The organism is Desertivirga arenae (genome assembly GCF_017355785.1).
Lineage (GTDB): Bacteria > Bacteroidota > Bacteroidia > Sphingobacteriales > Sphingobacteriaceae > Desertivirga > Desertivirga arenae.
The window spans coordinates 187,320-213,202 of record NZ_JAFEWE010000009.1 but is presented as its reverse complement, the minus strand read 5'-3'; the positions used below and the strand labels follow the sequence as shown (position 1 = coordinate 213,202).

Annotated in this window: 24 protein-coding genes; 12 read left to right on the top strand and 12 right to left on the bottom strand. The window is 39.6% G+C overall.

The window, feature by feature from the left end; all coding sequences use genetic code 11:
- Positions 1–83 precede the first annotated feature (83 nt).
- From bamA to ubiE, 10 genes are all read right to left on the bottom strand, one after another.
- Positions 84–2,636: an outer membrane protein assembly factor BamA gene (gene bamA / locus J4N24_RS17885; RefSeq protein WP_207535081.1), complete on the bottom strand. Its 2,553-nt coding sequence runs from the start codon at positions 2,634–2,636 to the stop codon at positions 84–86.
- Positions 2,637–2,697: 61 nt separating this feature from the next.
- Positions 2,698–3,438 carry an undecaprenyl pyrophosphate synthase gene (gene uppS / locus J4N24_RS17880; RefSeq protein WP_207535080.1) on the bottom strand — a complete coding sequence of 247 codons (741 nt, stop codon included), beginning with the start codon at positions 3,436–3,438 and terminating at the stop codon, positions 2,698–2,700.
- Positions 3,439–3,553: 115 nt separating this feature from the next.
- A complete protein-coding gene (porG, locus tag J4N24_RS17875; RefSeq protein WP_207535079.1) occupies positions 3,554–4,351 on the bottom strand; it encodes a type IX secretion system protein PorG in 798 nt (265 codons plus the stop codon).
- A gap of 82 nt (positions 4,352–4,433) precedes the next feature.
- Positions 4,434–5,315 carry an NAD kinase gene (locus J4N24_RS17870; RefSeq protein ID WP_207535078.1) on the bottom strand — a complete coding sequence of 294 codons (882 nt, stop codon included), beginning with the start codon at positions 5,313–5,315 and terminating at the stop codon, positions 4,434–4,436.
- Between the two features lie 43 nt (positions 5,316–5,358).
- Entirely contained in the window at positions 5,359–6,021 is a 663-nt protein-coding gene (locus J4N24_RS17865; protein WP_207535077.1) for a CBS domain-containing protein, read from the bottom strand.
- Between the two features lie 4 nt (positions 6,022–6,025).
- On the bottom strand, positions 6,026–6,790 hold the full coding sequence (locus J4N24_RS17860; RefSeq protein ID WP_207535076.1) for an alpha/beta fold hydrolase: 765 nt from the start codon (positions 6,788–6,790) through the stop codon (positions 6,026–6,028).
- Between the two features lie 93 nt (positions 6,791–6,883).
- Entirely contained in the window at positions 6,884–7,330 is a 447-nt protein-coding gene (locus J4N24_RS17855) for a GatB/YqeY domain-containing protein (RefSeq protein ID WP_207535075.1), read from the bottom strand.
- 87 nt (positions 7,331–7,417) lie between these two features.
- Entirely contained in the window at positions 7,418–8,182 is a 765-nt protein-coding gene (locus tag J4N24_RS17850) for an SDR family oxidoreductase (protein ID WP_207535074.1), read from the bottom strand.
- 69 nt (positions 8,183–8,251) lie between these two features.
- Positions 8,252–8,998: a type IX secretion/gliding motility protein PorT/SprT gene (gene porT, locus J4N24_RS17845; protein ID WP_207535073.1), complete on the bottom strand. Its 747-nt coding sequence runs from the start codon at positions 8,996–8,998 to the stop codon at positions 8,252–8,254.
- Positions 8,995–9,726 (bottom strand): bifunctional demethylmenaquinone methyltransferase/2-methoxy-6-polyprenyl-1,4-benzoquinol methylase UbiE, encoded by a 732-nt coding sequence (ubiE, locus tag J4N24_RS17840; protein ID WP_207535072.1) that lies wholly within the window; start codon positions 9,724–9,726, stop codon positions 8,995–8,997. Before ubiE ends, porT begins: the two co-directional genes overlap by 4 nt.
- Positions 9,727–9,836: 110 nt before the next feature.
- On the opposite strand from ubiE, the gene yihA reads away from it, so the two are divergent.
- The 7 genes from yihA (at position 9,837) to J4N24_RS17805 (ending at position 17,471) form a co-directional block, all read left to right on the top strand.
- Positions 9,837–10,445: a ribosome biogenesis GTP-binding protein YihA/YsxC gene (gene yihA, locus J4N24_RS17835; protein ID WP_207535117.1), complete on the top strand. Its 609-nt coding sequence runs from the start codon at positions 9,837–9,839 to the stop codon at positions 10,443–10,445.
- Positions 10,446–10,458: 13 nt separating this feature from the next.
- Entirely contained in the window at positions 10,459–11,313 is an 855-nt protein-coding gene (locus J4N24_RS17830) for a UbiA-like polyprenyltransferase (RefSeq protein WP_207535071.1), read from the top strand.
- A gap of 34 nt (positions 11,314–11,347) precedes the next feature.
- A complete protein-coding gene (locus J4N24_RS17825; protein WP_207535070.1) occupies positions 11,348–11,980 on the top strand; it encodes a Crp/Fnr family transcriptional regulator in 633 nt (210 codons plus the stop codon).
- Between the two features lie 81 nt (positions 11,981–12,061).
- Positions 12,062–12,997, top strand: a complete 936-nt coding sequence (locus tag J4N24_RS17820; protein WP_207535069.1) for an NAD-dependent epimerase/dehydratase family protein — start codon at positions 12,062–12,064, stop codon at positions 12,995–12,997.
- A 54-nt stretch (positions 12,998–13,051) separates the two neighbouring features.
- Positions 13,052–14,758, top strand: a complete 1,707-nt coding sequence (locus J4N24_RS17815) for a M3 family oligoendopeptidase (protein ID WP_207535068.1) — start codon at positions 13,052–13,054, stop codon at positions 14,756–14,758.
- A gap of 219 nt (positions 14,759–14,977) precedes the next feature.
- Positions 14,978–15,640: a hypothetical protein gene (locus tag J4N24_RS17810; RefSeq protein ID WP_207535067.1), complete on the top strand. Its 663-nt coding sequence runs from the start codon at positions 14,978–14,980 to the stop codon at positions 15,638–15,640.
- 109 nt (positions 15,641–15,749) lie between these two features.
- Complete coding sequence (locus J4N24_RS17805; protein WP_207535066.1) at positions 15,750–17,471, top strand: APC family permease; 1,722 nt, start codon at positions 15,750–15,752, stop codon at positions 17,469–17,471.
- Between the two features lie 47 nt (positions 17,472–17,518).
- Here J4N24_RS17805 and J4N24_RS17800 read toward each other — a convergent pair whose 3' ends face one another.
- Positions 17,519–18,136, bottom strand: a complete 618-nt coding sequence (locus tag J4N24_RS17800; RefSeq protein WP_207535065.1) for an RNA polymerase sigma factor — start codon at positions 18,134–18,136, stop codon at positions 17,519–17,521.
- 346 nt (positions 18,137–18,482) lie between these two features.
- On the opposite strand from J4N24_RS17800, the gene J4N24_RS17795 reads away from it, so the two are divergent.
- The 4 genes from J4N24_RS17795 to araA all read left to right on the top strand — a co-directional run bounded on the left by J4N24_RS17795 (position 18,483) and on the right by araA (position 23,567).
- A complete protein-coding gene (locus J4N24_RS17795) occupies positions 18,483–19,190 on the top strand; it encodes an NUDIX hydrolase (RefSeq protein ID WP_207535064.1) in 708 nt (235 codons plus the stop codon).
- A 295-nt stretch (positions 19,191–19,485) separates the two neighbouring features.
- A complete protein-coding gene (locus tag J4N24_RS17790; RefSeq protein ID WP_207535063.1) occupies positions 19,486–21,180 on the top strand; it encodes a ribulokinase in 1,695 nt (564 codons plus the stop codon).
- A gap of 45 nt (positions 21,181–21,225) precedes the next feature.
- Entirely contained in the window at positions 21,226–21,924 is a 699-nt protein-coding gene (locus tag J4N24_RS17785) for an L-ribulose-5-phosphate 4-epimerase (protein ID WP_207535062.1), read from the top strand.
- Between the two features lie 140 nt (positions 21,925–22,064).
- A complete protein-coding gene (araA, locus tag J4N24_RS17780) occupies positions 22,065–23,567 on the top strand; it encodes an L-arabinose isomerase (RefSeq protein WP_207535061.1) in 1,503 nt (500 codons plus the stop codon).
- An 86-nt stretch (positions 23,568–23,653) separates the two neighbouring features.
- Here araA and J4N24_RS17775 read toward each other — a convergent pair whose 3' ends face one another.
- Positions 23,654–24,319 carry an HAD family hydrolase gene (locus tag J4N24_RS17775; protein ID WP_369806239.1) on the bottom strand — a complete coding sequence of 222 codons (666 nt, stop codon included), beginning with the start codon at positions 24,317–24,319 and terminating at the stop codon, positions 23,654–23,656.
- A gap of 56 nt (positions 24,320–24,375) precedes the next feature.
- Between J4N24_RS17775 and J4N24_RS17770 the strand changes: the two genes are divergently transcribed.
- Positions 24,376–25,818: an arylsulfatase gene (locus tag J4N24_RS17770; protein WP_242691699.1), complete on the top strand. Its 1,443-nt coding sequence runs from the start codon at positions 24,376–24,378 to the stop codon at positions 25,816–25,818.
- The last annotated feature ends 65 nt before the right edge of the window (positions 25,819–25,883 follow it).

Here is a 25,883-nt window from a genome sequence, read left to right as displayed (position 1 = left end):
GAATTCTCCCTCAATACTAGGTTTATTTCCTTTATGATTGAATTACAAGCGGATAGTTTAATCGCACTCTAATATATTTTCTTTTAGAACCCGCCATTTAGCTGCTGAGCGATACTAAAGTGGAACTGACCTTTATTTGCATCAGGTAAACCAGGGATCTTATCAAAGCCATAACCATAATCTATACCCAGAAGACCGAAGATCGGAAGGAAGATTCTGGCACCCACACCTACAGAACGACGAACGTTAAATGGTGTAAAGTCCTTAAAACGATCCCAAGTATTACCACCCTCTGCGAAGATCAATCCGAATACCTGAGCTTGCTGACTTAAGGTTAGTGGATAACGCAGTTCAAGAATATATTTGTTGAAGATCGGACTACCTGAATTTTGAGCAATCGAAGGATTTGAACCTTCAGGTATTACTGCATTATTTTGATAACCGCGTAAACCTATGATTTCTGAACCCTGAAGGAAGCTATAACCCTGCATTCCATCACCACCGAGTCTGAACCTTTCAAATGCTGAAGGACCAACTGCCTTGTTATACATCCCAAGGAAACCGAACTGCGCCTGAGCTTTAAGCACTAACTTTCCAGCCATTCGCTGATACCATTGAGACTCGAACTTCCATTTATGGTACTCTGTAAACTTGTATCTATCCTTGGCTTCGGCTGCCTGATAATTGATATTATTAAACAAAGAATACGGAGGTGTTGCTTGAACGGTCAAACGGATATGTGAACCTGATGTAGGATATACTGGTGCATCCACCGAGTTCCTGCTGATCTGCTGACTGATGTTAAAATTATAGGAAGTACCTGTACTGAAAAGGAAACCTGAATAATTTCTCAATTTGTACTGTTCAAAGTTTGCAGCGGTATTCAACTGGAAATAATCGTCAGGCCATTTCAAACGTTGCCCTAAGCTGAAGGTAACACCATTAAGACGTATCCTTGGATCAGTAGGACTGGTTTTGTTTGAGTAGATACTAGTTCCGTAAGTACTAAGTGATGTAAAAGCACTTATTCCAAAGTAAACTGGTTTTTTCCCGCCTAACCAAGGTTCTGAGAATGAGAAACTATATGATTGATAGTACTTTCCATTCGTTTGACCCCGTATGCTTAATTTCTGACCGTCTCCTTTCGGTAGCGGTTTCCATTCTTTCAGGTTGAATAAGTTTCGCGCGGAAAAGTTATTGAAAGTCAAACCTAAGGTACCGATGATACGACCACCACCAAAACCACCAGAAAGTTCTATTTGATCCGAAGGTTTTTCGGCAACTGTATACTCGATGTCTACTGTACCATCCGAAGGATTTGGAATAGGACGAACATCAGTCTTCTGTTCGTCGAAGTTCCCAAGTTGCGCAATCTCCCGTGTAGTACGAACTACAGCTTCTTTAGAAAATTTCTGCCCTGGCTTAGTACGGATCTCACGGATAACTACCTTATCATGTGTAATATCATTTCCTTTTAGGGAAACTTTATTGATAGTATACTGAGGCCCTTCAAAAATTCTTAGTTCAAGATCGATAGTATCCTTACGAACTTTAGTCTGAACCGGATCAACGTTAAAAGTAAGATAACCATTGTTGAGGTAAACCGAAGATACATCGTCACCGCTTTGGCTTCCACGAAGTTTCTTTTCAAGTTTCTCTTCGCTGAACACGTCACCTTTTTTAATACCCAGCATATTCATCAGGTACTCTGTAGTGTAAACAGCATTCCCTGCAAATTTAATATCCCCGAAATAATACTTCGGTCCCTCATAAACTTTCAGGGCTAGATTAACTGTTCCGTTGTTATTTTTAATAACAGTATCACTTAAAAGTTCTGCATCACGATAACCTTTGGCTTGCATTTTTGCAATCAGGTTTCGCTTGTCTTCCTCATATTTGTCCTGAAGGAACTTACTGGAACGGAGAATATTTATTGGAGATTTCTCCTTGGTCTTTTTCATGAACTTCTTCAGTTCACGAGAAGAGAATTCATCGTTTCCTGCAAATTTGATGTCGCTAATCTTGGTTTTCGACTTCTTATCAACCTTTATCTCCAGAATTACGTTATTCGCGTCTGCTGGGTCTTTCTTTTGATTAAAACTTACTTCTGCATACAGGTACCCTTTCTCATTAAAGTACTTCTTAATAATGGCTGTACTGTTACTTAATAATGCCTCATTAACGATCTTACCCTTTTTGTCATTCAACTTCTCGCGAATATCATCTGCCTGACCTTTCTTCAAGCCGACGAGATCGATCCTAGTTAAACGGGGACGTTCAACAACGGAGATGTCAAAAAAGATAGAGTCACCATTAACTCGCGAAACGTTAAGTTTAACATCGTCGAAGAGCCCCTGAGCCCACAGATTTTTCACTGCGTTTGCCGTAGCATCACCAGGAACTTCAATTCTGTCGCCAGGAGTTAATTTTGAGATCTGGATGAGGATGTCTTTGTCCAGATTCTGCGTACCCGTCACGTCAATGCCCCCAATCACATATTCCTTTGGGTTGAGGTAGCTTATTTCATCATTGCCTGTAGTGGGTCTTCGCGGTCCCTGTTGGTTGGGCCTTCCAATCTGACCGAATGCTACAGCGCTAAATACGATAAGATATAAAGTAATTAAGTATTTATTCATTTGGATTTTCAACGTCGCTAAAATAACTTTTACAGATGTTAAATGGTGTTAAAAGAAAAATTTAGTTCACTTGCTCACTGGTCATACCGAAGCGGCGCTCTCTTTTTTGATAATCTAAAATTGCTTCAAACAAGTCTTCTCGTCGGAAATCAGGCCAGAGTTTTTGTGTAAAATATAGTTCTGCATAAGCTATTTGCCACAATAAGTAATTGCTTATACGATATTCACCACTTGTACGAATCATTAGTTCAGGATCAGGAATATTTGCGGTTGACAAGGAATTTGAAAATATTTCTTCGTTGATATCAGAAGGATCAAGTACCCCTAATCTAACTTGCTCGGCAATTTTCCTGGTAGCTTCAACTATTTCAGCCCTGGAACTATAGCTTAAAGCAAGAGTTAGTGTACAACTAGTATTTGCAGAAGTTTTCTCGATAGCTTCCATTAGTTCCCGACGACATCTTTCAGGCAACAAGTTTAAATTACCTATAGCATTTAAACGAACGCCATTCTTCATTAGTGTTTTCGTCTCTTTGTTTATTGTAGCTACGAGCAGCTCCATTAAAGCCATTACCTCAAGTTTTGGACGGTTCCAATTTTCGGTAGAAAAGGTATACAGGGTTATATAAGGTACACCTGCTTCAACAGCACCTTCAACCACATCCCTTACGGCAACAACACCTTCATGATGGCCAAAGACACGTAATTTACCTTTTCCCTTGGCCCATCTTCCGTTACCGTCCATAACGATTGCAATATGTTTTGGTAACTTGTTTTTATCTAATTGTTCCAGTAAACCCATCTTGTTTTTAAGCAGAAAACCCTTTTTTTGTAAAAGTTTTGTTCGTTTATTTGGGGCGTAAAGGTAAGAAACTTAGTGAGTTTTCGGTCAAGAAAATTATTTAGCTTGAAGAGATCTAGTATGCCACAACAGGGCATCCATTTTTAAAAATGGAATAGGTAAGGGATAAGCCTACAAACATATATGAATCGCGACTGCGGCCATCGCCCCGCTGAGAGTAAGGAAATCCGATTTTATTCTCAGAACGGTCGGCTAATTCCATTGTGATTTCAGATGATTTAGCAGGATCAGGGTATGTTTTGCTAACATCATCCAGGTAATCTGAAAATGCTGTTCTATATCCTGCTTCAGCAATCAGGCTCCAATTACCTTTTACATTAAACTTTACTCCCGCTCCAAAAGGCAGTGTGACAGCATAATTACGATAGGGCACTGAAGGATTTTGTCCCTCCGTTCCATAATTTCGCAACTCATAGGTATCACCATTCAACTTTGTCTTTGGATTAAAGCCAACCAGACCAAGTCCTGCAAAAAGAAATGGGGTATATAACTTCTTGCTTACGGATGGAACATAATTAAAGAAATTAAACTCCGTCTGCAAACTAACCTCGGTTAGGCTGGAATAAAAACTAAGATTTCTTTGCCTGGCAAAGGGATCATTTGAATCAGCATCATAGGCCTCTATCTTCCCACTTGTTACAGCTAACTTAAGTGCCCAATAAGGATTAAAGCACCTTTTCACCTGGCCTCCAAAGGACAAATTATTAACTTTAAGAGGATTTACCGGATTAAGATCTCCCATATAAGCTGCACCCCCTACAAATCCTCCCAGATCCCAGCTTTGAGCAAATGAATGCAAGGATAAGAATGACGAAGCAAAAAACAGGAATACTGAAAGATAAGCTCTAAACACTCTAGCTAATTTGGGATTTGTTAACAATACTTCTTTAAATTTGATTAACCATCAAATTGTTTGATGCCTGAATAAACTGGTTCTAATAATTCCGGGTATCTATACCCCAAAGCAATTTGTTCCTTAACGTAGATAAGTAACTTTCATTATTCAGCTGGATCAGATTAATTTTGAAGGTAGCCCGCTTTACACTGAACTTAAGAGTACTATCTATGACTTCAGTTCTGGAATCACATGATAGAAGATACTTTGAACTCCGACCCTCCAATTCAAAAGACAGAATATTGGAGTCGGATAGAATAACCGGACGGACATTAAGATTATGCGGTGATACCGGTGTTATAACAAAATTGCCTGATTGAGGAAATATAATAGGCCCCCCACAGCTAAGAGAATAAGCTGTTGAACCAGTGGGTGTTGCAACAATAAGGCCATCGGCCCAGTAAGAATTTAGAAACTCACCATTCAGATAAGTATGAATAATCATCATCGCAGAATTATCTCTCCGATGAATAGTTATATCATTTAAAGCGAAATTCTCATCGCCAAATACATCTGTTTCTGCATGAAGGCTTAAAAGTTCGCGGGTGTCTAAACTATAATCTCCCTTTATCAGACACTCTATAGCCGAATTTATATTGGACTTACTAATGCTTGCAAGAAAGCCCAGGCGACCAAGATTTATCCCAATAACTGGAATACCTGAATCGCGTATCAAGGTAACTGTATCAAGCATTGTTCCGTCTCCACCTAAACTGATCAGAAAATCAGCCTTACCCTTAATGTCGAAATAGCTCTCGAAGGTTTCGAGGTTTTTAGGAAAGAAAACTTTACCTGCAATAAATTCGGCAAATTTGTGATACACTACAGGTTCGATTGCAAATCTCATCAGACAATCAAATACCTGCTGAACGTAAGGGAGCGTGGTATTACTGAACTCTCTGCCGTAGATTGCAATCTTCATTCTTTAATATTTACTATTGATGGTGATTTAAAAATTGGCGACGCTACAGGTTAAGATAATTCATTAGCTGATCGTATCGGCCCGAAATACTGTCGTCTGCCTTTATATCATTATGAGTGGCTATTACTGAATAGTCGTACCTGATAAATGATGCAACGATAGACGAAATATCTGTTCTGTTAATTTTAAGAGTCACTTCAACACGGGTAGAATCAGCAAATGAGGTAAGATATGAACTTAATATGCGAGCATTATTAGACTCTACGATCTGGGCTATATGAGCCAGAGAATTATTTCGGTTATTAATCTCCAAAACTATAATACCTCCAGGTTCTTTAACAGAAGTGATAGAGGCGAAATATTCGACCATGGAGTTGATAGATATAACACCGAGATAGGCTCTGTTATCGTCTATCACCGGTACAAGGGTAAGGCGCTTCTCATCGAAAAGCCTTATCACTTCGTAAATATGCTGGTCCTGAAGTACCGAAGTATTATTCAGGGAAAGGTTTATACTGGCGATAGATTCCGAATAATCATGAGCTTCGATCAGATCGTTATCTGAAATCAAGCCAATAAAGAGATCATTTTCGACTATAGGCATGTGGTTAACACGGAACTCGGCCATACGTTCTATTACTTTCTGAATACTGTCAGAAGTTTTCACTGGTGGTATAACGTCTGATATGAGTTCGCGTGCAATCATTCCATTACTTTAAAAGTACTCTGTCTAAAAACCTTTTAAGATAAACGATAAACTCCTCAGGTTGTTCCATCATAGGTGCGTGCCCGCATTTATCGATCCAATTCAATTCAGAATTCGGAAGCAACTGATGAAATTCCTCTGCAACTTCTGGTGGAGTTACCTTATCATCTCTGCCCCATATGAGACATGTTGGTATGGTGATCTTGTGCAAATCCTTTGCCATATTATGCCTGATAGCCGATTTAGCCATCGCTAAGATCCTTATCACCCGATTACGATCATTCACAACCCCAAAAACTTCGTCAACTAATTCCTTTGTTGCAAATTGGGGATCATAAAATGTATAAGCTACCTTCTCTTTAATAAAGTCGTAACTTTCTCTTCTCGGGAATGAACCACCAAAGGAGTTTTCGTATAATCCGGAACTACCGGTTAACACCAATGTCTTTACAAATTCCGGATGACTTAAAGTAAAGATCAATCCAACATGCCCCCCCAGAGAATTACCTAACACATTGATATTTTGAAGTTTTTTAAACTTTACGAATTTATGTACGTGCTTGGCAAGGGTAGTTACACCAGTAGTAAGGAGGGGTAATTCGTAAATAGGAAGGAGTGGAATAACTACTCTGTATTGTGAACTAAATTGATTCGTAACATCCTCCCAGTTACTTAGCGCGCCAAATAATCCGTGAAGAAGTAAAAGGACTTCCCCTTCACCTTCTTCTATGTACTTAAATCCGTTTTCTTCTTTAATAGCAAAACTCATCGTTTCTCAACAAACGTTTGTCTTAATGTATCGATTTATTTTCAAATAAAAGTAATCTTTTCATGCTTGATTGCAGCATGTGCATTACAATTATTAAGAAAGCAGTTCTTTAACGACTTCAGATATAGTCTTTCCGTCTGCTTTTCCAGCCAGTTCTTTATTTGCTGTTCCCATCACCTTTCCCATGTCCTTCACTGAAGAAGCTCCTGTTTTTGCTATGATATCTTTTATGAAAGCTACAAGTTCTTCTCTTCCTAGTTGTTTTGGAAGAAACTCTTCGATAACTTCCAACTCCTCGATTTCTACCTGGTAAAGATCTTGCCTGTCGTTAGTTTTATAAATATCTGCAGATTCTTTACGTTGCTTTGCAAGTTTTTGCAAAACCTTTATTTCGTCATCTTCCGTGATAGCAGCAGATACTCCTTTTTCAGTTTTTGCCAGTAATAAAGCTGCTTTGATAGCACGAAGACCACGTAATCTGGCTTCGTTTTTAGCTAGCATAGCTGATTTTATTTCCTGATTTATTGTTTGTTCTAACATATTCTTTTATAATTAATGGGTGAAGGATTGAAGATAGAATGAAAGAAGGAATACAAAGCGCAAATATTCACTCATTCTATCCTTCACTCATTCTGTCATTTTTTTAATATTTCCTGCCGTAGCCTGGGCTGTAGGCATAATTAATAAATCACTGATATTAACGTGAGCTGGCCTCGATACAGCAAACCAGATAGTTTCAGCAATATCCCGGGCTGTTAAAGGGTCAAAGCCCTGATAAACTTTTTTCGCCCGTTCTTTATCTCCTTTAAACCGAACTTCCGAGAATTCTGTTTCTACCGCGCCCGGGTGGATCCCGGTTACGCGTATATTGTATGGAAGTAAGTCGATTCGCATTGCTTTATTTAAAGAATCAACGGCATGTTTTGTTGCACAATATACATTACCATTTGCATAAGTCTCTTTACCTGCTATCGAACCAAGGTTGACGATATGGCCACTCATTTGGTCAATCATCCAGGCTGAAACCACCTTTGTTACATATAAAAGGCCTTTTATGTTCGTATCTATCATGGTATCCCAGTCCTGAAAACTTCCGTTCTGAATTGGTTCCAAACCCTGACTTAAGCCAGCATTATTCACTAACACATCAACCTTCTTCCAGGATTCGTTAAGGGAATTCAATTGATCTTGAACCTGAGAGCAATCTCTAACGTCTAGCGTTAAAGCTTTAACCTCAACTCCATAAGCTGTTTTCAATTCATCCGAAAGTTTCTCCAAGCGCTGGGTACGTCTTCCTGTAATGATCAGATTAAACTTTTGCTCTGCGAAGATCCTTGCACATGCTTCTCCAATGCCTGAAGTTGCTCCTGTAACTAACGCAATTTGTGCCATCCTTAAGAAATTGAAAGGCCGAAATTACTATAAACCCAGCAAAGGTTCATTAAAATTAGAAAGTTTTACTTATTCGAAATACAAGCTAAACTGAAAACTACGCAAAAAGAGCTTGTCGAGTGGCTTTGTATACGCGTTAGGTTTCTCGTCATTCTTCAATACGTTTCCCATTGATTGCGAAAACTTTATTTCTGGTGACATTTTGAAATACTCAAAATATAAGTCGAAACCTATACCCGTCTCCCAAGACAAGAAGCTGGTTTTATTTTTAACTAGTTTATTGATATCCGACAATTCTGTATCGTCAATTTTCTTCTTTGAAATAATATCCATGGAATACTTTGCCCCACCCAGAATATAAGCTCTGAAGTTTCCTCGCTTATCCGACTTTAATTTTATGCCTAAGGGAAAATCGACAAGAGTTGACTGAATCTTTTTCTGCTGAAAATTCTCAGGATTGCGGTATTGGTAGTTCAGCATTCGGTCAGTGAAGACCAATAGAGGAGTAAAACGAAGATTAGCGTGACTACCAACTTTCAAATCTGAAACGAAACCTAACCCAAAGCCCGGAGTTTTCGGAGAAGTGATACTCATTAACCGTTCATCCGTGCCGACGGGTATTGGCTGCTGGTTGTCCGGAGAAGTGTAAAGCGTATACCAATCGGGTTTCTTATAGATCTTATATTCCGCATTTATGTACTGAAAGGTAAATCCGAAATGTAATGGTTCATCATCAACCCCTCCTCCATTATTTTGTGCTTTGGAAATTACAGAAAAAAACAAGAATAAGAGGAGGAAGCTGCGGGATTTCGTCATTTAATACCGGTATAAATGGAACAAATTCCAAACGCCAGAGGACGGTTTTTAGTTTCTCTGTAACCAACTTTTTCCATTAAATCAGTAAATCTCTTTCCATCAGGAAATGCTTCAACAGATTCTGGCAGATATTTATAAGCGCTATTGTCTTTAGAAAAGATCTTACCAACAGCTGGAGTAACATAATGAAAATAAAAACTGTAGAGTTGCTTAATGGGGAAATTTCGTGGCTTTGAAAACTCCAGTATCACAGCTTTACCTCCGGGTTTCAACACCCTAAGCATATCTGATAAACCTTTTTCTAAATTTTCGAAATTCCTTACACCGTATGCTACTGTTACCGCATCGAACGTGCTATCATCAAACAATAATTTTTCCGAATCACCTAATCTCACTTCAAACTTGTGCTGCAATCCCCTTTTCAAGATCTTCTGCTGGGCAATATCAAGCATCCCCTGCGAAATATCCACACCGGTGATCTTATGCGGCTTCAAGATCTGCAAAGCCTCAAAAGCAAAGTCTCCCGTGCCAGTGGCTACGTCGAGTATATTTTGGGGCTGATCCTTCTTTAACTCTCCTATTGCCTTTTTTCTCCAAATGATATCAATACCCAGTGAGAGAAAATGATTAAGGAAATCGTAGGTTTTGGAGATGTTATTGAACATCGTAGCTACCTGCTCTTTCTTTGTAGCTTTATCGTCTTTATATGGCGTAACTGTTTGGGGCATACTGGCACAAAGATAGGCTTTTGCTGATGAAGTCAGAAAGCTGGCGCAATCGAAAGTTCGCTATTGCTTCAAAATTGATGACTCCTTTTAAAATACCTACCTTTGCTACGATGCAGATACGTACAGCAGAATTTAAATGTAGTAATACACGGACGGATAAACTTCCGGCACCGGCACTACCAGAATATGCTTTTATTGGCCGGTCCAATGTAGGCAAATCCTCTCTCATCAATATGCTCACTCAGCGGAAGGGATTAGCAAAGACCTCCCAGACACCAGGCAAAACACAGTTGATCAACCACTTTCTTATTAATGAGAAATGGTATCTGGTGGATCTTCCGGGTTATGGTTTTGCCAAAACTTCGCGCACTAACAGGGGCGAGTGGGAGCGTTTCATCCGCTACTATCTAAAAAACAGAGAAAATCTGCAATGCGTTTTTGTATTGGTTGACAGCAGATTGGAACCTCAAAAGGTTGATCTGGATTTTTGCTCGTGGTTAGGTGAGCAGGGAATTCCATTTGTCCTGGTTTTCACAAAAGCCGACAAACAGAGTAAATTGAAAACAGAACAAACGATAAGTGCATTCAAAAAAGCTATGCTTCAATATTTTGAAGAAGTTCCTCAAGAGTTTACTACTTCTTCGGAAGAAAAAACCGGAAGAGAGGAATTACTTGCTTTTATCGATGATGTCAACTCCCGGTTCGTATCTCCTATTTAAGCAACAGTATAAAATGAAGAAATATCTTAGTCTTGTTCTTTTTGCCCACACCATATTTGCGATGCCTTTCGCTTTTATAGGCTTTTTTCTGGCTTTAAGTACAACGGATTATACTTTTAGCTGGATTAAACTAGGTCTTATGATCCTTTGTATGGTTTGTGCCAGAAATGCGGCGATGGCTTTTAACCGGTATTTGGATCGCGACTTCGATGCTAAGAACCCCCGCACTGCTGTAAGAGACATTCCGGCAGGACGTATAGCTGCAAAAAGTGCCTTGTTCTTTACTTTGTCAAACTGTATATTATTTGTCTTTACTACGTATTTTATCAATAATCTCTGCTTTTATCTTTCTCCGGTAGCCCTGGCTGTAGTTTTAGGTTATAGCTATACCAAGAGATTTACGCCTCTTTGCCATTTAATACTTGGAGTAGGCCTGGGATTAGCGCCTCTTGGTGCTTATCTATCTATAACTGGCGAATTTGCACTGCTTCCTATCTTTTTTTCCCTTGCTGTAATTTGTTGGGTCAGCGGATTTGACATCATTTATTCTCTTCAGGATGACGAATTTGATAAGAGTGCTAATCTTTATTCTATTCCTTCAGTTTTGGGACGAAAGAAGGCACTTTTGGTTTCCTCACTTTTACATGTATTCTGTGTAATTTTTATTACAATTCCCCTTTTTGCAGCTCATTTGGGAGGATTTTATATTGCAGGTATTGTTTTTTTCATTGGACTTTTGATCTACCAGCACCAGTTAGTGAAACCAGATGATCTAAGCAAAGTGGGCCTTGCTTTTGGAACTACAAATGGGATTGCCTCTGTAATATTCGCCGTCTTTTTTCTATTGGATATTTATTTTAGAAAATAGTAAAACCTGCACGTAGGATTTCAATCTTCTTCTTATGCAAAAACCAAGTCAGCTACAGTTATTAGTTTACCGAAGGTTCCTTGAGCAGTTTGTGGTCTTTACCGATGAACAATGGGAGATCTTCTGCAATGAACTACAATTGAAGAAAATAAAGAAAAAGGAATTTCTTATAGAAGCTGGAAAAGTTTGTAACGAGGTTGCCTTTATTTTACGAGGAGCGATCAGATATTATCATGTAAAGGACGGAGAAGAGATAACGAATTACTTCAGTTTGGAGAACGAGATGGTAAGCGCGTATAAAAGCTTTCTTACTCAAAAACCATCTGCAGCCTATATAGAAGCAATTGAAAATACCCAGGCTATCATTTTCAATAAATCATCCCTTGAAAAGCTTTTAGAAGACGAGCGGATAAATATGAAAATGGAACGCTTTGGACGTGTTGTAGCAGAAACGGTGTTGTGCTGCTACGACGATCGGGTCACTGCTTTCATCATTCAAACTCCGGAAGAGAGATATGTTAGTCTGCTTGAAAGCGGCAGTCCTATTCTTACACGCATTCCACAACATTATATAGCTAATTATCTTGGAATAACACCCGTTTCCCTTTCCCGGATACGAAGGAGAGTAAGCAAGCCTAATACCGGCTTGAGGTTTGCTGCCAGTTGAAAAGCCCTATTTTATTATCTTTTGTTAACGTCCCGCGTTCAAAGGCAACACTAGCTTTGTAATATACTAAAAAACAAAGCAATGCATACAATTTTAGGAGCAGGCGGACCAATAAGCAACGCACTGGCTAAAGAACTGGAAAAATCAGGAATTAAAACGAATCTGGCATCAAGACGAGAAATTAAAACACGTCCAACAGAAACCTGGATTAAAACAGATCTTTTAAATGAGACGGAGGTTGTTCGAGCAGCTAAAGGCTCTGATGTAATTTATTTGACGGCAGGCCTGTTATACGATAAAACTGTCTGGAAGGAACAATGGCCAAAGGTAATGGATAATGTAATTACAGCCAGCGAAGCTACTCGGGCCCGACTAATTTTTTTCGATAACGTATATATGTATGGAAAAGTAGATGGACCGATGACAGAATCAACTCCGTACAACCCATGCAGCGAGAAGGGTGAAGTAAGGACCAAAATAGCTACCAGACTGATGGAAAAAGTTAAAGCTGGTGATATACATGCCAGTATTGCGCGAGGTGCGGATTTTTACGGAGCTACAGATACAATGAACAGCTTCTTTGATATGATGGTTCTGGATAAGTATACTAATAAGCAGAAGGCTATGTGGTTGGGTAATCCAGAGACCTTGCATTCTTTTACCTATGTTCCTGACGCCGGAAAAGCTATGTATCTGCTGGGGCAAAATCCCGGAAGTGATAATCAGATATGGCACCTCCCTACAGCCCGATCGATAACAGGCTATGATTTCATAAATCTCGCCGCGGGGCTCTTTGAAGTTAAACCTTCTTTCATTAAAGTGAATAAGCTTATGTTAAGAGCTTTAGGTCTTGTAAACAAGGCAATAGAGGGAACTGTAGAAATGTATCATCAGTATCAATACAACTATCAGTTCGACTCGTCGAAATTCGAGAACTACTTTTCAGTTAAACCTTCCAGCTATAAAGAAGGGATCAGCCATCTCTACTCATCTTATTACAAAGCAAAAAGAGTTTGACAACAAGATGAGCTAATTTTGGTTTAACTTCGTGGGTCTAAATTTTGAATCATCATGATCATTGAAAAAAAACCAAGGATATTTGTACCTGAAAACCTCGAAATAAAATGGGAGAATCTGGAGCCGCTGTTTGAAGAACTTCAAAACAGGAGCTTGAATTCTGTTACGGATGTAGAGGCCTGGCTTAAGCAACGCAGCGAACTAGAAGCTGTACTTGAGGAAGACTTTGCCTGGCGTTATATCAGAATGACGTGCGACACAGCAAACGAGGAACTTTTGAAAGACTTTCAGTACTTTGCAACTGAGATTGAACCCAAAATAGCACCTATAGCTAACGAGTTAAATAAAAAATTCATTAACTGTCCGTATACAGCTCAACTGGACAAGACCAGATACTTCGTTTTTATTCGCTCAGTAAAAAAAGCGCTTGAATTGTTTAGGGAGGAGAACGTTCCTTTGTTGACACAGATACAAGTTACCCAACAAAAGTATCAGGCCATTACAGGAGCTATGAGTGTAACCATTGACGGAAAGGAATTTACGCTTGAGCAGGCGTCGGTCTTTTTGAAAGACACTGACCGGTCTTTACGGCAACGAGCGTGGGAAGCCATTTCCGCTCGTCGTTTGCAGGATAAAGATCACTTGGATGAATTATTTAATGAACTTTTACAACTTCGGCATCAGGTAGCTATTAATGCAGGCTTTGAGAATTTCCGTGATTATATGTTCCAGGCCCTTGGCAGGTTCGATTACACGCCGAAAGATTGTTATAAATTCCATGCTGCAATAGAAAAAGAGATTGTGCCGATCCTGGCAAAGCAAGCAAAGAAAAGACAGGAAGCTCTTGGAGTGGATACGCTACGACCCTGGGACATGGACGTAGATATTTCGGGTAAACCTGCATTGAAGCCATTTAAAGATGGACAGGAACTCATTGATAAATCAATTTCCTGTTTCGAAGGCCTTGATCCTTACATCGGAGAAAGATTAAAAATAATGAAGGCTAATAACCTTTTCGACGTTGAAAGTCGCAAGGGAAAAGCACCGGGCGGCTATAATTACCCATTGGCTGAAACAGGGGCACCGTTCATCTTCATGAACTCTGCTAACACTTTTCGTGACCTCACTACCATGGTTCACGAGGGAGGACATGCTGTTCACACTTTCATTACTTCCGACCTTGAACTAAATGATTTCAAGCATTTACCCTCTGAAGTTGCAGAATTGGCTTCTATGAGCATGGAACTTATTTCCATGGATAAGTGGGAAGTCTTCTTCGACAATGAAGATGACCTAAATCGGGCTAAGAAAGATCAGCTTCGCGACGTTCTTAAGACCCTACCATGGGTTGCTGTTGTCGATCAATTTCAGCATTGGATATACACAAATCCTAAACATACTACAGAAGAACGAAAAGAGGCATGGAAACAAATCTTCGCTCCTTTCGGAAATAATTTTGCTAATTGGGAGGGATACGAAGAAGCTCTTGAGAATATGTGGCAAAAGCAACTTCATATCTTTGAAGTACCTTTCTATTATATTGAGTACGCTATTGCGCAATTAGGAGCGATAGCAGTTTGGAAAAACTATAAAGAGAACCCCGAACAAGGCTTGAAGAACTATTTGGCTGCCTTAAAATTAGGCTATACTAAAACCATCAAAGAAATCTATCAGGCAGCTGGAATCAGATTCGATTTTAGCACTGAATATGTTCATGAACTTGCTAAGTTCGTGAATAAGGAATTAGAGAAATTAGGATAATCCCTAAGTCTCACCCAGAGGCTGCTTTCAAATCTACTTGAAAATAGAGAATCGAAGCAGCCTCTTGTTAATTCCCACTATTTCCTACCCGCGCAAAAACCTTATCCCTTCTTTCTACTGCCCCCCCCCTTGGAAGAAGCTGTAAAAAATGGCACAACCATTGTTTAAACAAGCAAGCGTGTTACTGATAAAGTAAGCATGTTTAATTATTTCTAAGCTATGAAAAGAATACATCTGTTACTAACTATACTACTGCTTTCATCAGCGACTACTTACGCACAAAACTGGAAGCCATATAAGATAGACGACTCTGTTCAGGTTTCATTACCTGAAGGTTTTATCCGTAAAGACACCCTTGGTCAAACTCTTATCAACGCTCAAAGTTCCTTTGGAAACGTCTTGGTCACTAAGCTTCCTGACAACTCCAAAAGCACGCCTGATATTGAAAAGGAGAAGCATTTACAAAAGTACTACGATAACTTTGTGAAACAGATAAAATTATCGGCAAAAGAAGGTGTGATTTCAGAAGAAAGAGATACTACACTTGGACACCTAAAAGTGAAAGATCTGACCCTTGCTGTAGATAGCGGAAGCGGAAAGCAATTCAGAAATATTAGGGTTTTACATGTAAACAGTGCAACTTATACCTTTCAATTCCTTTACCGTGATGTACATAAAGTTTATGCCGCGCCAGAACTCACTACATTTTTCAATTCTATAAAAATACCCCCGGAAGCAGATCTAGCATCGCAGTTCACTGATCCTCAAAATACTACTGGAAAAACTCCAGGTGGCAATAAAAGTCTAATTTTATGGATAATTGCCGGGATTATTGTGCTACTTGTCCCCTATCTTGTTTTACGCAGGCGTAAGCATGCATAACGGTGCAGGAGTATCTCTGCAGTGCTTGACTTGTAACACTAAGGAATATGCATTAGAAAGGATTTTTCCTATGTTTGATCCATGTTAGGTTAATATTCACACTATTTACATGTCAAATAACTATTTCCGTAAGAAACCATTAAATACGATCCTTTCTGATGTATCCTCGGGCTATGGTGATGGAGAAAATCCCGAGCAGGGAATGTCTCATCTAAATAAGGTGCTCGGAGTTAAAGATCTAACGTTTATGGGAATAGCTGCAGTGATTGGTGCAGGTATTTTTTCTACTATCGGAGAAGCGTCATTCAACGGAGGCCCCGGAGTTACTGTCCTTTTTATAATAACCGCTATAACCTGTGGCTTTTCCGCTATGTGCTATGCTGAATTCGCATCCAGGATCCCAGTATCGGGAAGTGCCTACACTTACGCCTATGCTTCCTTCGGCGAGTTGATTGCCTGGATTATTGGATGGGACCTCCTCATGGAGTATGCAATAGGCAATATTGCAGTTGCAATATCATGGAGCGAATACTTTACAAACCTCCTTCGTGGTTTTAATATTCATATTCCCTCCTATCTTACAATGGATTATCTTTCAGCTTACCGGGGACACCTAACTGTTCAAGAGTTAACCAATAAGGGAGATACTATCACTATAACAGATACCCTAAGAGAACAAACAAGTGCCTGGACTTCTGCACCGGAAATTGGAGGATTAAAACTTATTGCAGATATTCCTGCCCTCCTAATTGTAGCACTAATAACCTGGCTTGTTTATATAGGAATCAGGGAAACAAAACGGGTTACAAACGCAATGGTATTACTCAAGATAGGTGTAGTTATCTTTGTGATTATCCTTGGTTTCTTTTATATAAGTCCTGCAAACTGGACTCCATTTTTCCCTAACGGCTTTGGAGGAGTGATGAAAAGCGTTTCAGGGGTATTTTTTGCATACATTGGCTTTGACGCTATTTCTACTACTGCCGAAGAATGTGAGAACCCGCAAAAAGATCTGCCTAAAGGGATGATCTACTCTCTGATTATCTGTACAATTCTATACATCCTTATTGCACTCGTACTTACAGGAATGGTTAATTACCAGGAATTACAGGTGGGCGACCCTTTAGCCTTTGTATTTGAGCGTATCGGTTTAAACAAGATCAGTTATATCATATCAATTAGTGCTGTTATTGCCACAGCAAGTGTACTGCTTATTTTCCAAATGGGTCAACCCCGGATCTGGATGGCGATGAGCCGAGATGGTTTACTACCTAAAGCATTCTCAAGAATACATCCAAAATATAAAACCCCCTATTTCTCAACGATAATAACAGGAATTGTTGTAGCTGTCCCTGCCCTCTTTATGAATCTAACAGAAGTAACAGATTTAACTAGTATTGGAACGCTGTTCGCATTTGTACTGGTATGTGGGGGAGTTTTATTACTTGAAGAAGATAAGGAGGCACGAGCCGGACGCTTCCGAATACCTTATATTAATTCGAAATATATAGTGCCAGGTTTGCTCATAGCTGGAATAGCAGTGTTTCATAAGCCCTTGCTTGGGATGTTTCACAATTACGGTAATTGGGAAGAATTCAGAGAAAAGCTGCCATATCTGCTATTTATAATTATTGCTATTACCCTGGCTTTTTATTCTTTTACAAAAGAACTTTCACTGATCCCCGTGGCTGGTCTTTTGAGCTGTTTTTACCTGATGACAGAGCTCGGTTATACGAACTGGGTAAGATTTTTAATATGGCTTGCAATAGGTCTCGTTGTATATTTCAGTTACAGTGCAAAAAACAGTAAGTTGAATGCGAGAAGAAGTTAGCGCTAGTAATAGAACAAAGCGGAGAAGATATTATAAGATTAGCTTGCTTAAATGCAATCTTTGCATAAAGCTAAAATAACAATTATTGCCATTTCGCCTTTTAAAAGTTGTATCGCTGAAAATGTTGTGTTGTAAATTGTCCTTACGGAAATAGACATAATTGAAGCAACCTCGGCGGGAGTAAGGTTATTGTAGTACAATAAAAATATGATCTCTTTCTGCCGGTTGGTCAACTTCCTCAATGCTGCAATCAGTTGACGTTCCTGCTCAGACTTAGCCTGACTATTAACCATTTGCAATTCGGGCGATGAGACAATTCCAAGATGAGTTTCAGGAACACCTTCTTCATCCACAAATTTAGCCTGTTTGGCAATTTCGCGAATAAGCTTATTCCTAAGGGACTTTACCAAATAGTTTTTCACAGAAGCCGGGGAGCCCAATGTTGCTTTATTCTTCCAAAGTTCAGTAAACAAGTCATGCATACAGTCCTTGACCATTTCCCGGTCTTGTGTAACCTTACACCCATAGCGAAATAACAAGGATGAGTATTTCGAATAGAAACTGGCATAAGCAGACTTGTCTCCCTGCTTAAAATTTTCCCATAACCTGGCCTCATCATTAACTTGCTCGTCGGCTAGCTCCCTTACATTTGGTTTACTCCTCATTTTCACTTCTCTAATCGGCAAAAAAGGCTTAGCCTTTGATAAAATATTCAGAACCCAGAGATATCGTTATACGACTAAATCTGAGAAACGTTATGTATTTGACAACTCTGCTATACAAATCACAACTTCCCGAAAACTCATTGAAGGTTAACCTCTTAAATAGTAAATATAATCTCAAGGGCCTTTGGATTCCCTTTAACTGGCTATTAATAACACTAATGTAATAAAGATATTTATAAGCGTCAACAAAACACTTAATATTCTGGCGTCGGTTATACAAAAAGATAAAAAGGTTAATTAGTGCTTTATATACATTTAATATCTATATAATTGTAGTACAATTGCAATGACCAGGTATTCCAAACAAACTCGCATTCTTGTTGCTGTCGACTGTATTATTTTTGGTTTTGATGGCGAACTTCTAAAGCTGCTGCTTATTCAACGGGGATTTGAACCAGAAAAAAACAAATGGAGTTTAATGGGAGGGTTTATTGAGCCTAATGAAGGGCCTGAAGAAGCTGCATCCCGAATTCTAAAGCAACTTACTGGTCTTGAGGGAGTTTACATGGAGCAAATGGATGTATTTGGTGAACCAAAACGCGACCCTATTGAACGTACTATTAGTATCACCTATTTCGCATTTATTGATATCAATAAGTACGAACAACAATTAAGTGAAGAATACCATGCAGAATGGTTTCCTTTAAAGAAGACTCCGAAACTCATTTTCGATCATGAAGCAATGGTTGAGATGGCAAAAGAAAAACTTAAATATAAGGCGGCTCTCCATCCTATCTTATTTGAGCTGTTACCAGAGAAATTTACAATTCCTCAAATTCAGACGCTCTACGAAAATGTGTATGATACAATTTTGGATAAGAGGAACTTTAGTCGAAAACTTCTATCCACCGGGCTTCTGATACGTCAAAATGAAAAAGATAAAGAAAACTCTAAAAAAGGGGCCTATTTCTACAGGTTAGATTCTTCAATTTATAAAGATAAATTCCAGGCTTTTTTAAACTTCATTCCTAATCCCCAAGCCTTAAACTCCTAAGCAAGCCTTGGAGAGCTAATACTAAGAAGAGTAATAAAATTTGAAACTATTGCAAGCCAGTTAGTCATGTTAAACCAGCAGACTTTCTCAGGCAATTTTAAAAAACGGATTTAACCTCTGCTAAAGCCCTAAAGAACAAAAACTTACTAAGAAAAGCAGGAACGATTCAGTACTCCTCCTGGACCCTAAAAAAAACCCATTATCCTTTTAAGAAATTAATAATTTTTGCCATTGTTTTACAAAGGTTTTTTATTTTTGGAAAAATAAGTGTTAATTAGACACGAATTAACGAATTATGAGCCAGCAGAGTTTTGTTATTGGAGTAGATTACGGAACAGATTCCGTACGCTCAGTTATTGTAAATGCCCTAACAGGAGAAGAGGTTGCAGCATCTGTTTTCTATTATCCCCGTTGGAAACAAGGTTTGTTTTGCAACGCTGTCGATAGTCAGTTTCGTCAACATCCCCTTGATTACGTAGAAGGCCTTGAAACCACTATAAAAGAAACCCTGCAAAAAGCGGGAAAAGAAGTAGCAGCGAATGTAAAAGCTATTTCTATTGATACAACTGGCTCTACACCTGTGGCTGTAGACAAAACAGGAACACCTCTAGCACTTCTTCCAGATTTTAAAGACAATCCAAACGCTATGTTTGTTCTTTGGAAAGATCATACATCTGTGAAAGAGGCTTCTGAAATTAACGAACATGCAGAAAAATTCCCTATTAACTACTTGCAATTCGTCGGAGGCATTTATTCGTCAGAATGGTTCTGGGCTAAATTACTACACGTATTAAGAGAAGACGAAAAGGTTCGAAATGCTATTCATTCTTTCGTTGAACACTGCGACTGGATCCCATTCCTGTTAACAGGAGGATCGGATGCTGCAGAGATTAAGCGTGGCGTTTGTTCTGCAGGCCATAAATCTCTTTGGGCTGAGGAATTTGGAGGATTACCTCCGGAGGAATTCTTCGCATCTTTAGACCCACTTTTAACTGGCTTTACCTCTAAATTATCTAATAAGACATATACATCTGCTGAAAGGGCCGGAACACTATCCTCTGATTGGGCTGAGAAACTAGGTCTTTCTACCGATGTTGTGATCGGTATTGGTGCTTTTGACGCGCATATGGGTGCTGTAGGTGGTCAGATTGAGCCATACTACCTGAGTAAGGTAATGGGAACTTCAACCTGCGACATGCTGGTTGCTCCTGCAGAAGAAGTAAAAGACACTCTTGTAAATGGAATTTGCGGACAGGTGAACGGTTCGATCATTCCGGGAATGATCGGAATGGAAGCAGGACAATCCGCATTTGGAGATGCTTATGCCTGGTTAAAGAACGTACTGGCATGGCCTGTAAAACACCTTCTGTCTCAAACTCAATTGGTAGATGCCGCAACTGCACAAAAACTAATCGATGAAATAGAAGGACGTATAATTCCTGAGCTAAGTAAACGCGCAGCGGAGCTACCACTAGAAGAAGGTGGCGAACTTGCTATCGAGTGGTTAAATGGAAGAAGGACACCAGATGCGAATCAACTGCTTAAAGGTGCATTCCTTGGCCTCGACCTGGGAAGTGATGCTGTAAGGATATTCCGCGCTTTAGTTGAATCAACCTGCTTTGGCGCTAAGAAAATAGTTGACCGTTTTATTGACCAGGGGGTACCTGTAAAAGGATTGATCGGCCTTGGGGGAGTGGCAAAGAAGTCTCCGTTCATTATGCAAATGATGGCGGATGTGTTAAACATGCCGATTAAAATCCATAAATCCGAGCAAACCTGTGCAATTGGAGCAGCAATGTTTGCAGCAACAGCTGCTGGTTTATATCCTAAAGTAGAAGACGCTATGAAAGTTATGGGACAGGGCTTCGATGCAGAATATCATCCCAATCCTGCAGCAGTTGCTATCTATGCAAAACGTTATCAGAAATATTCTGAAGCCGGTGCATTGGTAGAAGATTTCATCGCTTCAGAATCTTTGCAGACAGCATAGGCAATGAACACAAAACAGGCTTAATTTTAATTCTATTTATACAACGTGTCTAAATATCAACATATTCAAGAAGAGGCTTACAAAGCCAATATGCAATTGCCAAAACTCGGCTTAGTATTATTTACTTTCGGAAACGTAAGTGCGGTCGATCGTGATTTAGGTGTTTTTGCAATTAAACCCAGCGGGGTTCCATACGAAGATCTTTCTCCAGAAAAAATGGTGATTGTAGATTTTGATGGGAAAACGGTCGAAGGGACACTTCGTCCGTCTTCTGATACTTTAACTCATGCTGTACTATACAAGCACTGGGAGAAAATTGGAGGGATAGTTCATACCCATTCTGTTTATGGTACTGCATGGGCTCAGAGTCAAAGAGATATCCCGAATTATGGTACTACTCACGCAGATCATTTAACTGCTGATATTCCTTGTGCTCCCCCGATGAGTGATGATATGATCCTTGGCGATTATGAATATCAGACAGGTTTTCAAATCATGAACTGTTTCAAAGACAAAGGTCTTAGCTATGAGGAAGTTGAAATGATCCTGGTAGGTAATCATGCACCCTTTAGCTGGGGAAAGACGGCAGATAAGGCTGTATATAACAGCGCGGTACTTGAAACTGTAGCGAAGATGGCTCTCTTAACTGAGCAAATAAACCCTCAGGCACCAAGACTTAAAGACTCATTAATAAAAAAACATTTCGAAAGAAAGCATGGGCCGAACTCCTACTACGGCCAATAGACGAATGTGAGGATCTAACGAATGCCCTGTATGTTTTGCATCAAGGGCATTCGCTAATTTAAGCCTTCGTTGAAGAAGTCGGGCTTCTTTCATATAGCCTCTAAAGGAAAAATCGTAAATCGTAAATCGTAAATAAAAAAATGACTGACCTTAAAAAATTTGAAGTTTGGTTCGTAACAGGAAGCCAGGACTTGTACGGGGAAGAAACTTTAAAACAAGTTGCAGCCCACTCTGAAGAGATCGCCGCTTTCTTGAATAATGCTTCTCAAATCCCGGTTCGTGTAGTTTTCAAACCTACTGTGAAAAGCACGGAAGAAATCTTTGCTATTTGCCAGGAAGCTAACGTTGCTCCAAATGTTATCGGTATCATTACCTGGATGCACACGTTCTCTCCTGCTAAAATGTGGATCACTGGCTTGAGAGCCCTTCAAAAACCAATTGCGCATCTGCACACTCAGTACAATCGCGATATTCCTTGGGCTACTATCGACATGGACTTCATGAACTTGAATCAAAGTGCACATGGAGACAGGGAAACTGGCTTCATGATGTCAAGAATGAAGATCAATCGCAAAGTAGTTGTAGGTCACTGGCAAGATCCTGAGGTACTGGATCAATTAAATGGCTGGGCTCGCGCTGCTGCTGGTTGGAATGATTGGCAAGGCGCAAGATTTGTGCGTTTTGGTGATAACATGCGTTATGTTGCAGTTACAGATGGAGATAAGGTTGAAGCTGAATTGAAATTCGGTTTCTCGGTAAACACTCACGGCATTGGTGACCTTGTAGCTGTTATTAATCAGATCAGCGATGCAGAAGTTGACCAATTAACTGCAGAATATGAAGCACGTTATGCAGTAGTTGATGTACTTCGCAAAGGAGGTGCAAGGTACTCTTCTTTAAGAGACGCAGCAAAGATCGAATTAGGATTAAAAGCGTTCCTGGAAGCTGGAAACTATAAAGGCTTCTCTGATACCTTTGAGGATCTTCATGGAATGAAGCAGTTACCAGGTATTGCAGCTCAGCGTTTGATGAATCAGGGATACGGGTTCGCAGGAGAAGGCGACTGGAAAACAGCTGCTTTGGTTCGTGCAATGAAAGTTATGGGTAGTGGTCTTAAAGGTGGAAACGCTTTCATGGAAGACTATACTTACCACTTCGATCCATCAAATCCTTTAGTATTAGGTTCGCACATGCTTGAGATATGTGAGTCAATTGCAGACGGACAAGCTAAATGTGAAATCCATCCATTAGGAATTGGCGGAAAAGAAGATCCTGTACGGTTAGTATTTAATGTAGCTGCAGGTCCGGCAATTAATGCCTCCATGGTAGATATGGGTAACCGTTTCCGACTGATCGTTAATGAAGTTGAAGCAGTAGCTCCAGAGAATGACCTGCCGAAACTTCCTGTTGCTCGTGTTCTTTGGAAACCATACCCTGACATGAAAACAGGATGTGCTGCCTGGATCCTGGCGGGTGGCGCTCACCACACTTGTTACAGCCAGAACCTTACCTCAGAGCATATGGAAGCATTCTCTGATATGGCAGGAGTTGAATATGTTAAAATCGGAAAGAACACCGATCTTTACTCATTGAAGAATGAATTAAGATGGAGTGATGTTTATTATCAGATAAACAAAGCTTAAGCTTAATAAAAGATAACGGGAAAGGCCATTTTGAATGGCCTTCCCTTTTTAAATGCTTCGTTTCCTAACCTTATCCAAAAGATGAACTACTTCAAGAACTCTTCAAAAAAAGGATCTTCATAGTCATCTACAAAGACTAGAATATTATCAAGACCGGTAAATTCATACTCCTCATGCATAGTGGTAAGAACAACGCATTTCATTCCAGCTCTTCTTGCTGCTTCAACGCCATTAGGATTATCTTCAAAAACAATACAATCCTCCGGATTTATTCCCAGTTGTTCAGCTCCCTTTAAAAATGTTTCAGGATCAGGCTTACTCACACTAACATTATCCGCACTAATGACAACCGGAAAATATTCCCTTATATTCACCCCATCTAAAACGAAGTCGACATTGGAGGTAATAGCGGCAGATCCAATTGCCATTTTTATACCTCTATCATGTGCTTTTTTCAAAAACTCAGCTAGTCCATTTATTAATTTCAAGTGAGGTTTAAAGCGGCTCTGATAACGGCGCTCCTTTTCAAAAGAAATCTTATCTTTCTCCTCTTCTGTAAACTTTTCATCTCCAAATACCCTGACCAATAGTTCGTGATTTTTCCCATACATTTCCTTCTTTACCTGCTCGCGACTAAGATTTGCACCTAAATCATTATTTAAAATTTCATGCCATGCATCAGTATGATAATCCATGTCATCGATCATTGTCCCGTTTAAATCAAAAAGGAAAGCTTTCATCATTTCTGTCATCGTAAAATTGATGCTAATAAACTAAAATTTATTAAAAGAATAATAAACAATGCATTATGTTTGCCTATAAGACCAATAGAGTATCCTTCAATATGCACGTTAAACAAATAATAGGTCTTTTTGTCCTTGCAGCTTCTATTACTACTGCAAAGGCACAGAAGACCGCAGTTAAAAGGCCGAACATTATCTTCATACTTGCCGACGACCTGGGATACGGTAATGTCTCATCATTTAATTCAAGAAGTCCTATAAAAACACCTAACATCGATAAACTGGCTCAAGAGGGTACCAAATTCACCCACTTCTATGCAGGTAACACCGTGTGTGCTCCTTCTAGAGCTGCTTTGATGACAGGGAAACATATGGGACATGCTTACATTCGCGGTAATGCTAATGCTTCATTACGCCCTCAGGATACTACCTTAGCTCAACACCTGCAAAATAATGGTTATGTAACAGGAATGTTTGGAAAATGGGGACTAGGATTAGAAAACGAACCAGGAGCTCCGCATTTGAAAGGCTTCGATAGCTTTTATGGATATCTTTTACAAAGACATGCTCATCATTATTATACAGACCATCTATTTGAGGTTAAGAACCGGGAATTAAGTAAGGTGAATATAGACTCTGCCCAATATGTACCCGACCTAATTCTCGATCATGCTTTAGGCTTTATAAAAGAAAACAAAAATAAGCCCTTTTTTCTATACCTTTCAACAACACTTCCTCATGCAGAGCTTAAAGTACCTGAGAATTTGATGAAGAAGTTTCAGAACGATGATGGTAGCAGCAAGTATCCTCCAGAAAAGCCTTATTATCAGAACGGCGCATCCTACCATAGTCAACCTCAGCCTCATGCAGCCTTTGCAGCAATGATGTACAGGCTTGATCAGGATGTGGCCAACATTGTCAAACAAGTCAAAAACCTCGGTTTAGAAAACGACACCTATATTATTTTCACCAGCGACAATGGGCCTCATGAAGAAGGCGGCGGAGATCCTGCTTACTTTAATAGCAGCGGCCCCTTAAGAGGAGTAAAAAGAGACCTGTATGAAGGAGGAATTCGTGTTCCTCTTATCGTAAGAGCTCCAGGAAGAGTTCCTGCAGGAAAAACAAGGGAAGATGCATGGGCTTTTTGGGATATGATGCCAACAATCGGCCAACTCACATCAACCACCGTTCCCGGCAATATTGACGGTATTTCCTTCGTAAACGCCCTGTCTGGTAATACTCAGAAACAACACGAATACCTTTACTGGCAATTCAGCGAGAAAGGGTTCAAAGAGGCGCTTTTACAAGGAAACTGGAAGCTGATTCGATATAAAGACAAAGGGAAACCAGAGGTGTTAGAGTTATATAACTTAAGAAGCGATGTTGGTGAAAAAAATAATATTGCTTCAACAAACTATGCGAAGGTACAGGAGCTGAAATCTCTTATGAAGAAGTCAAAAACTACCTCAGAAAATCCGGCATTTAACTGGGACGACGTTGAACAATAATTCTATTTTCAGCGAACCTTTAACAATCACTGTTCGTAACAGTATTGTAAGCCTTGAGAAATCAA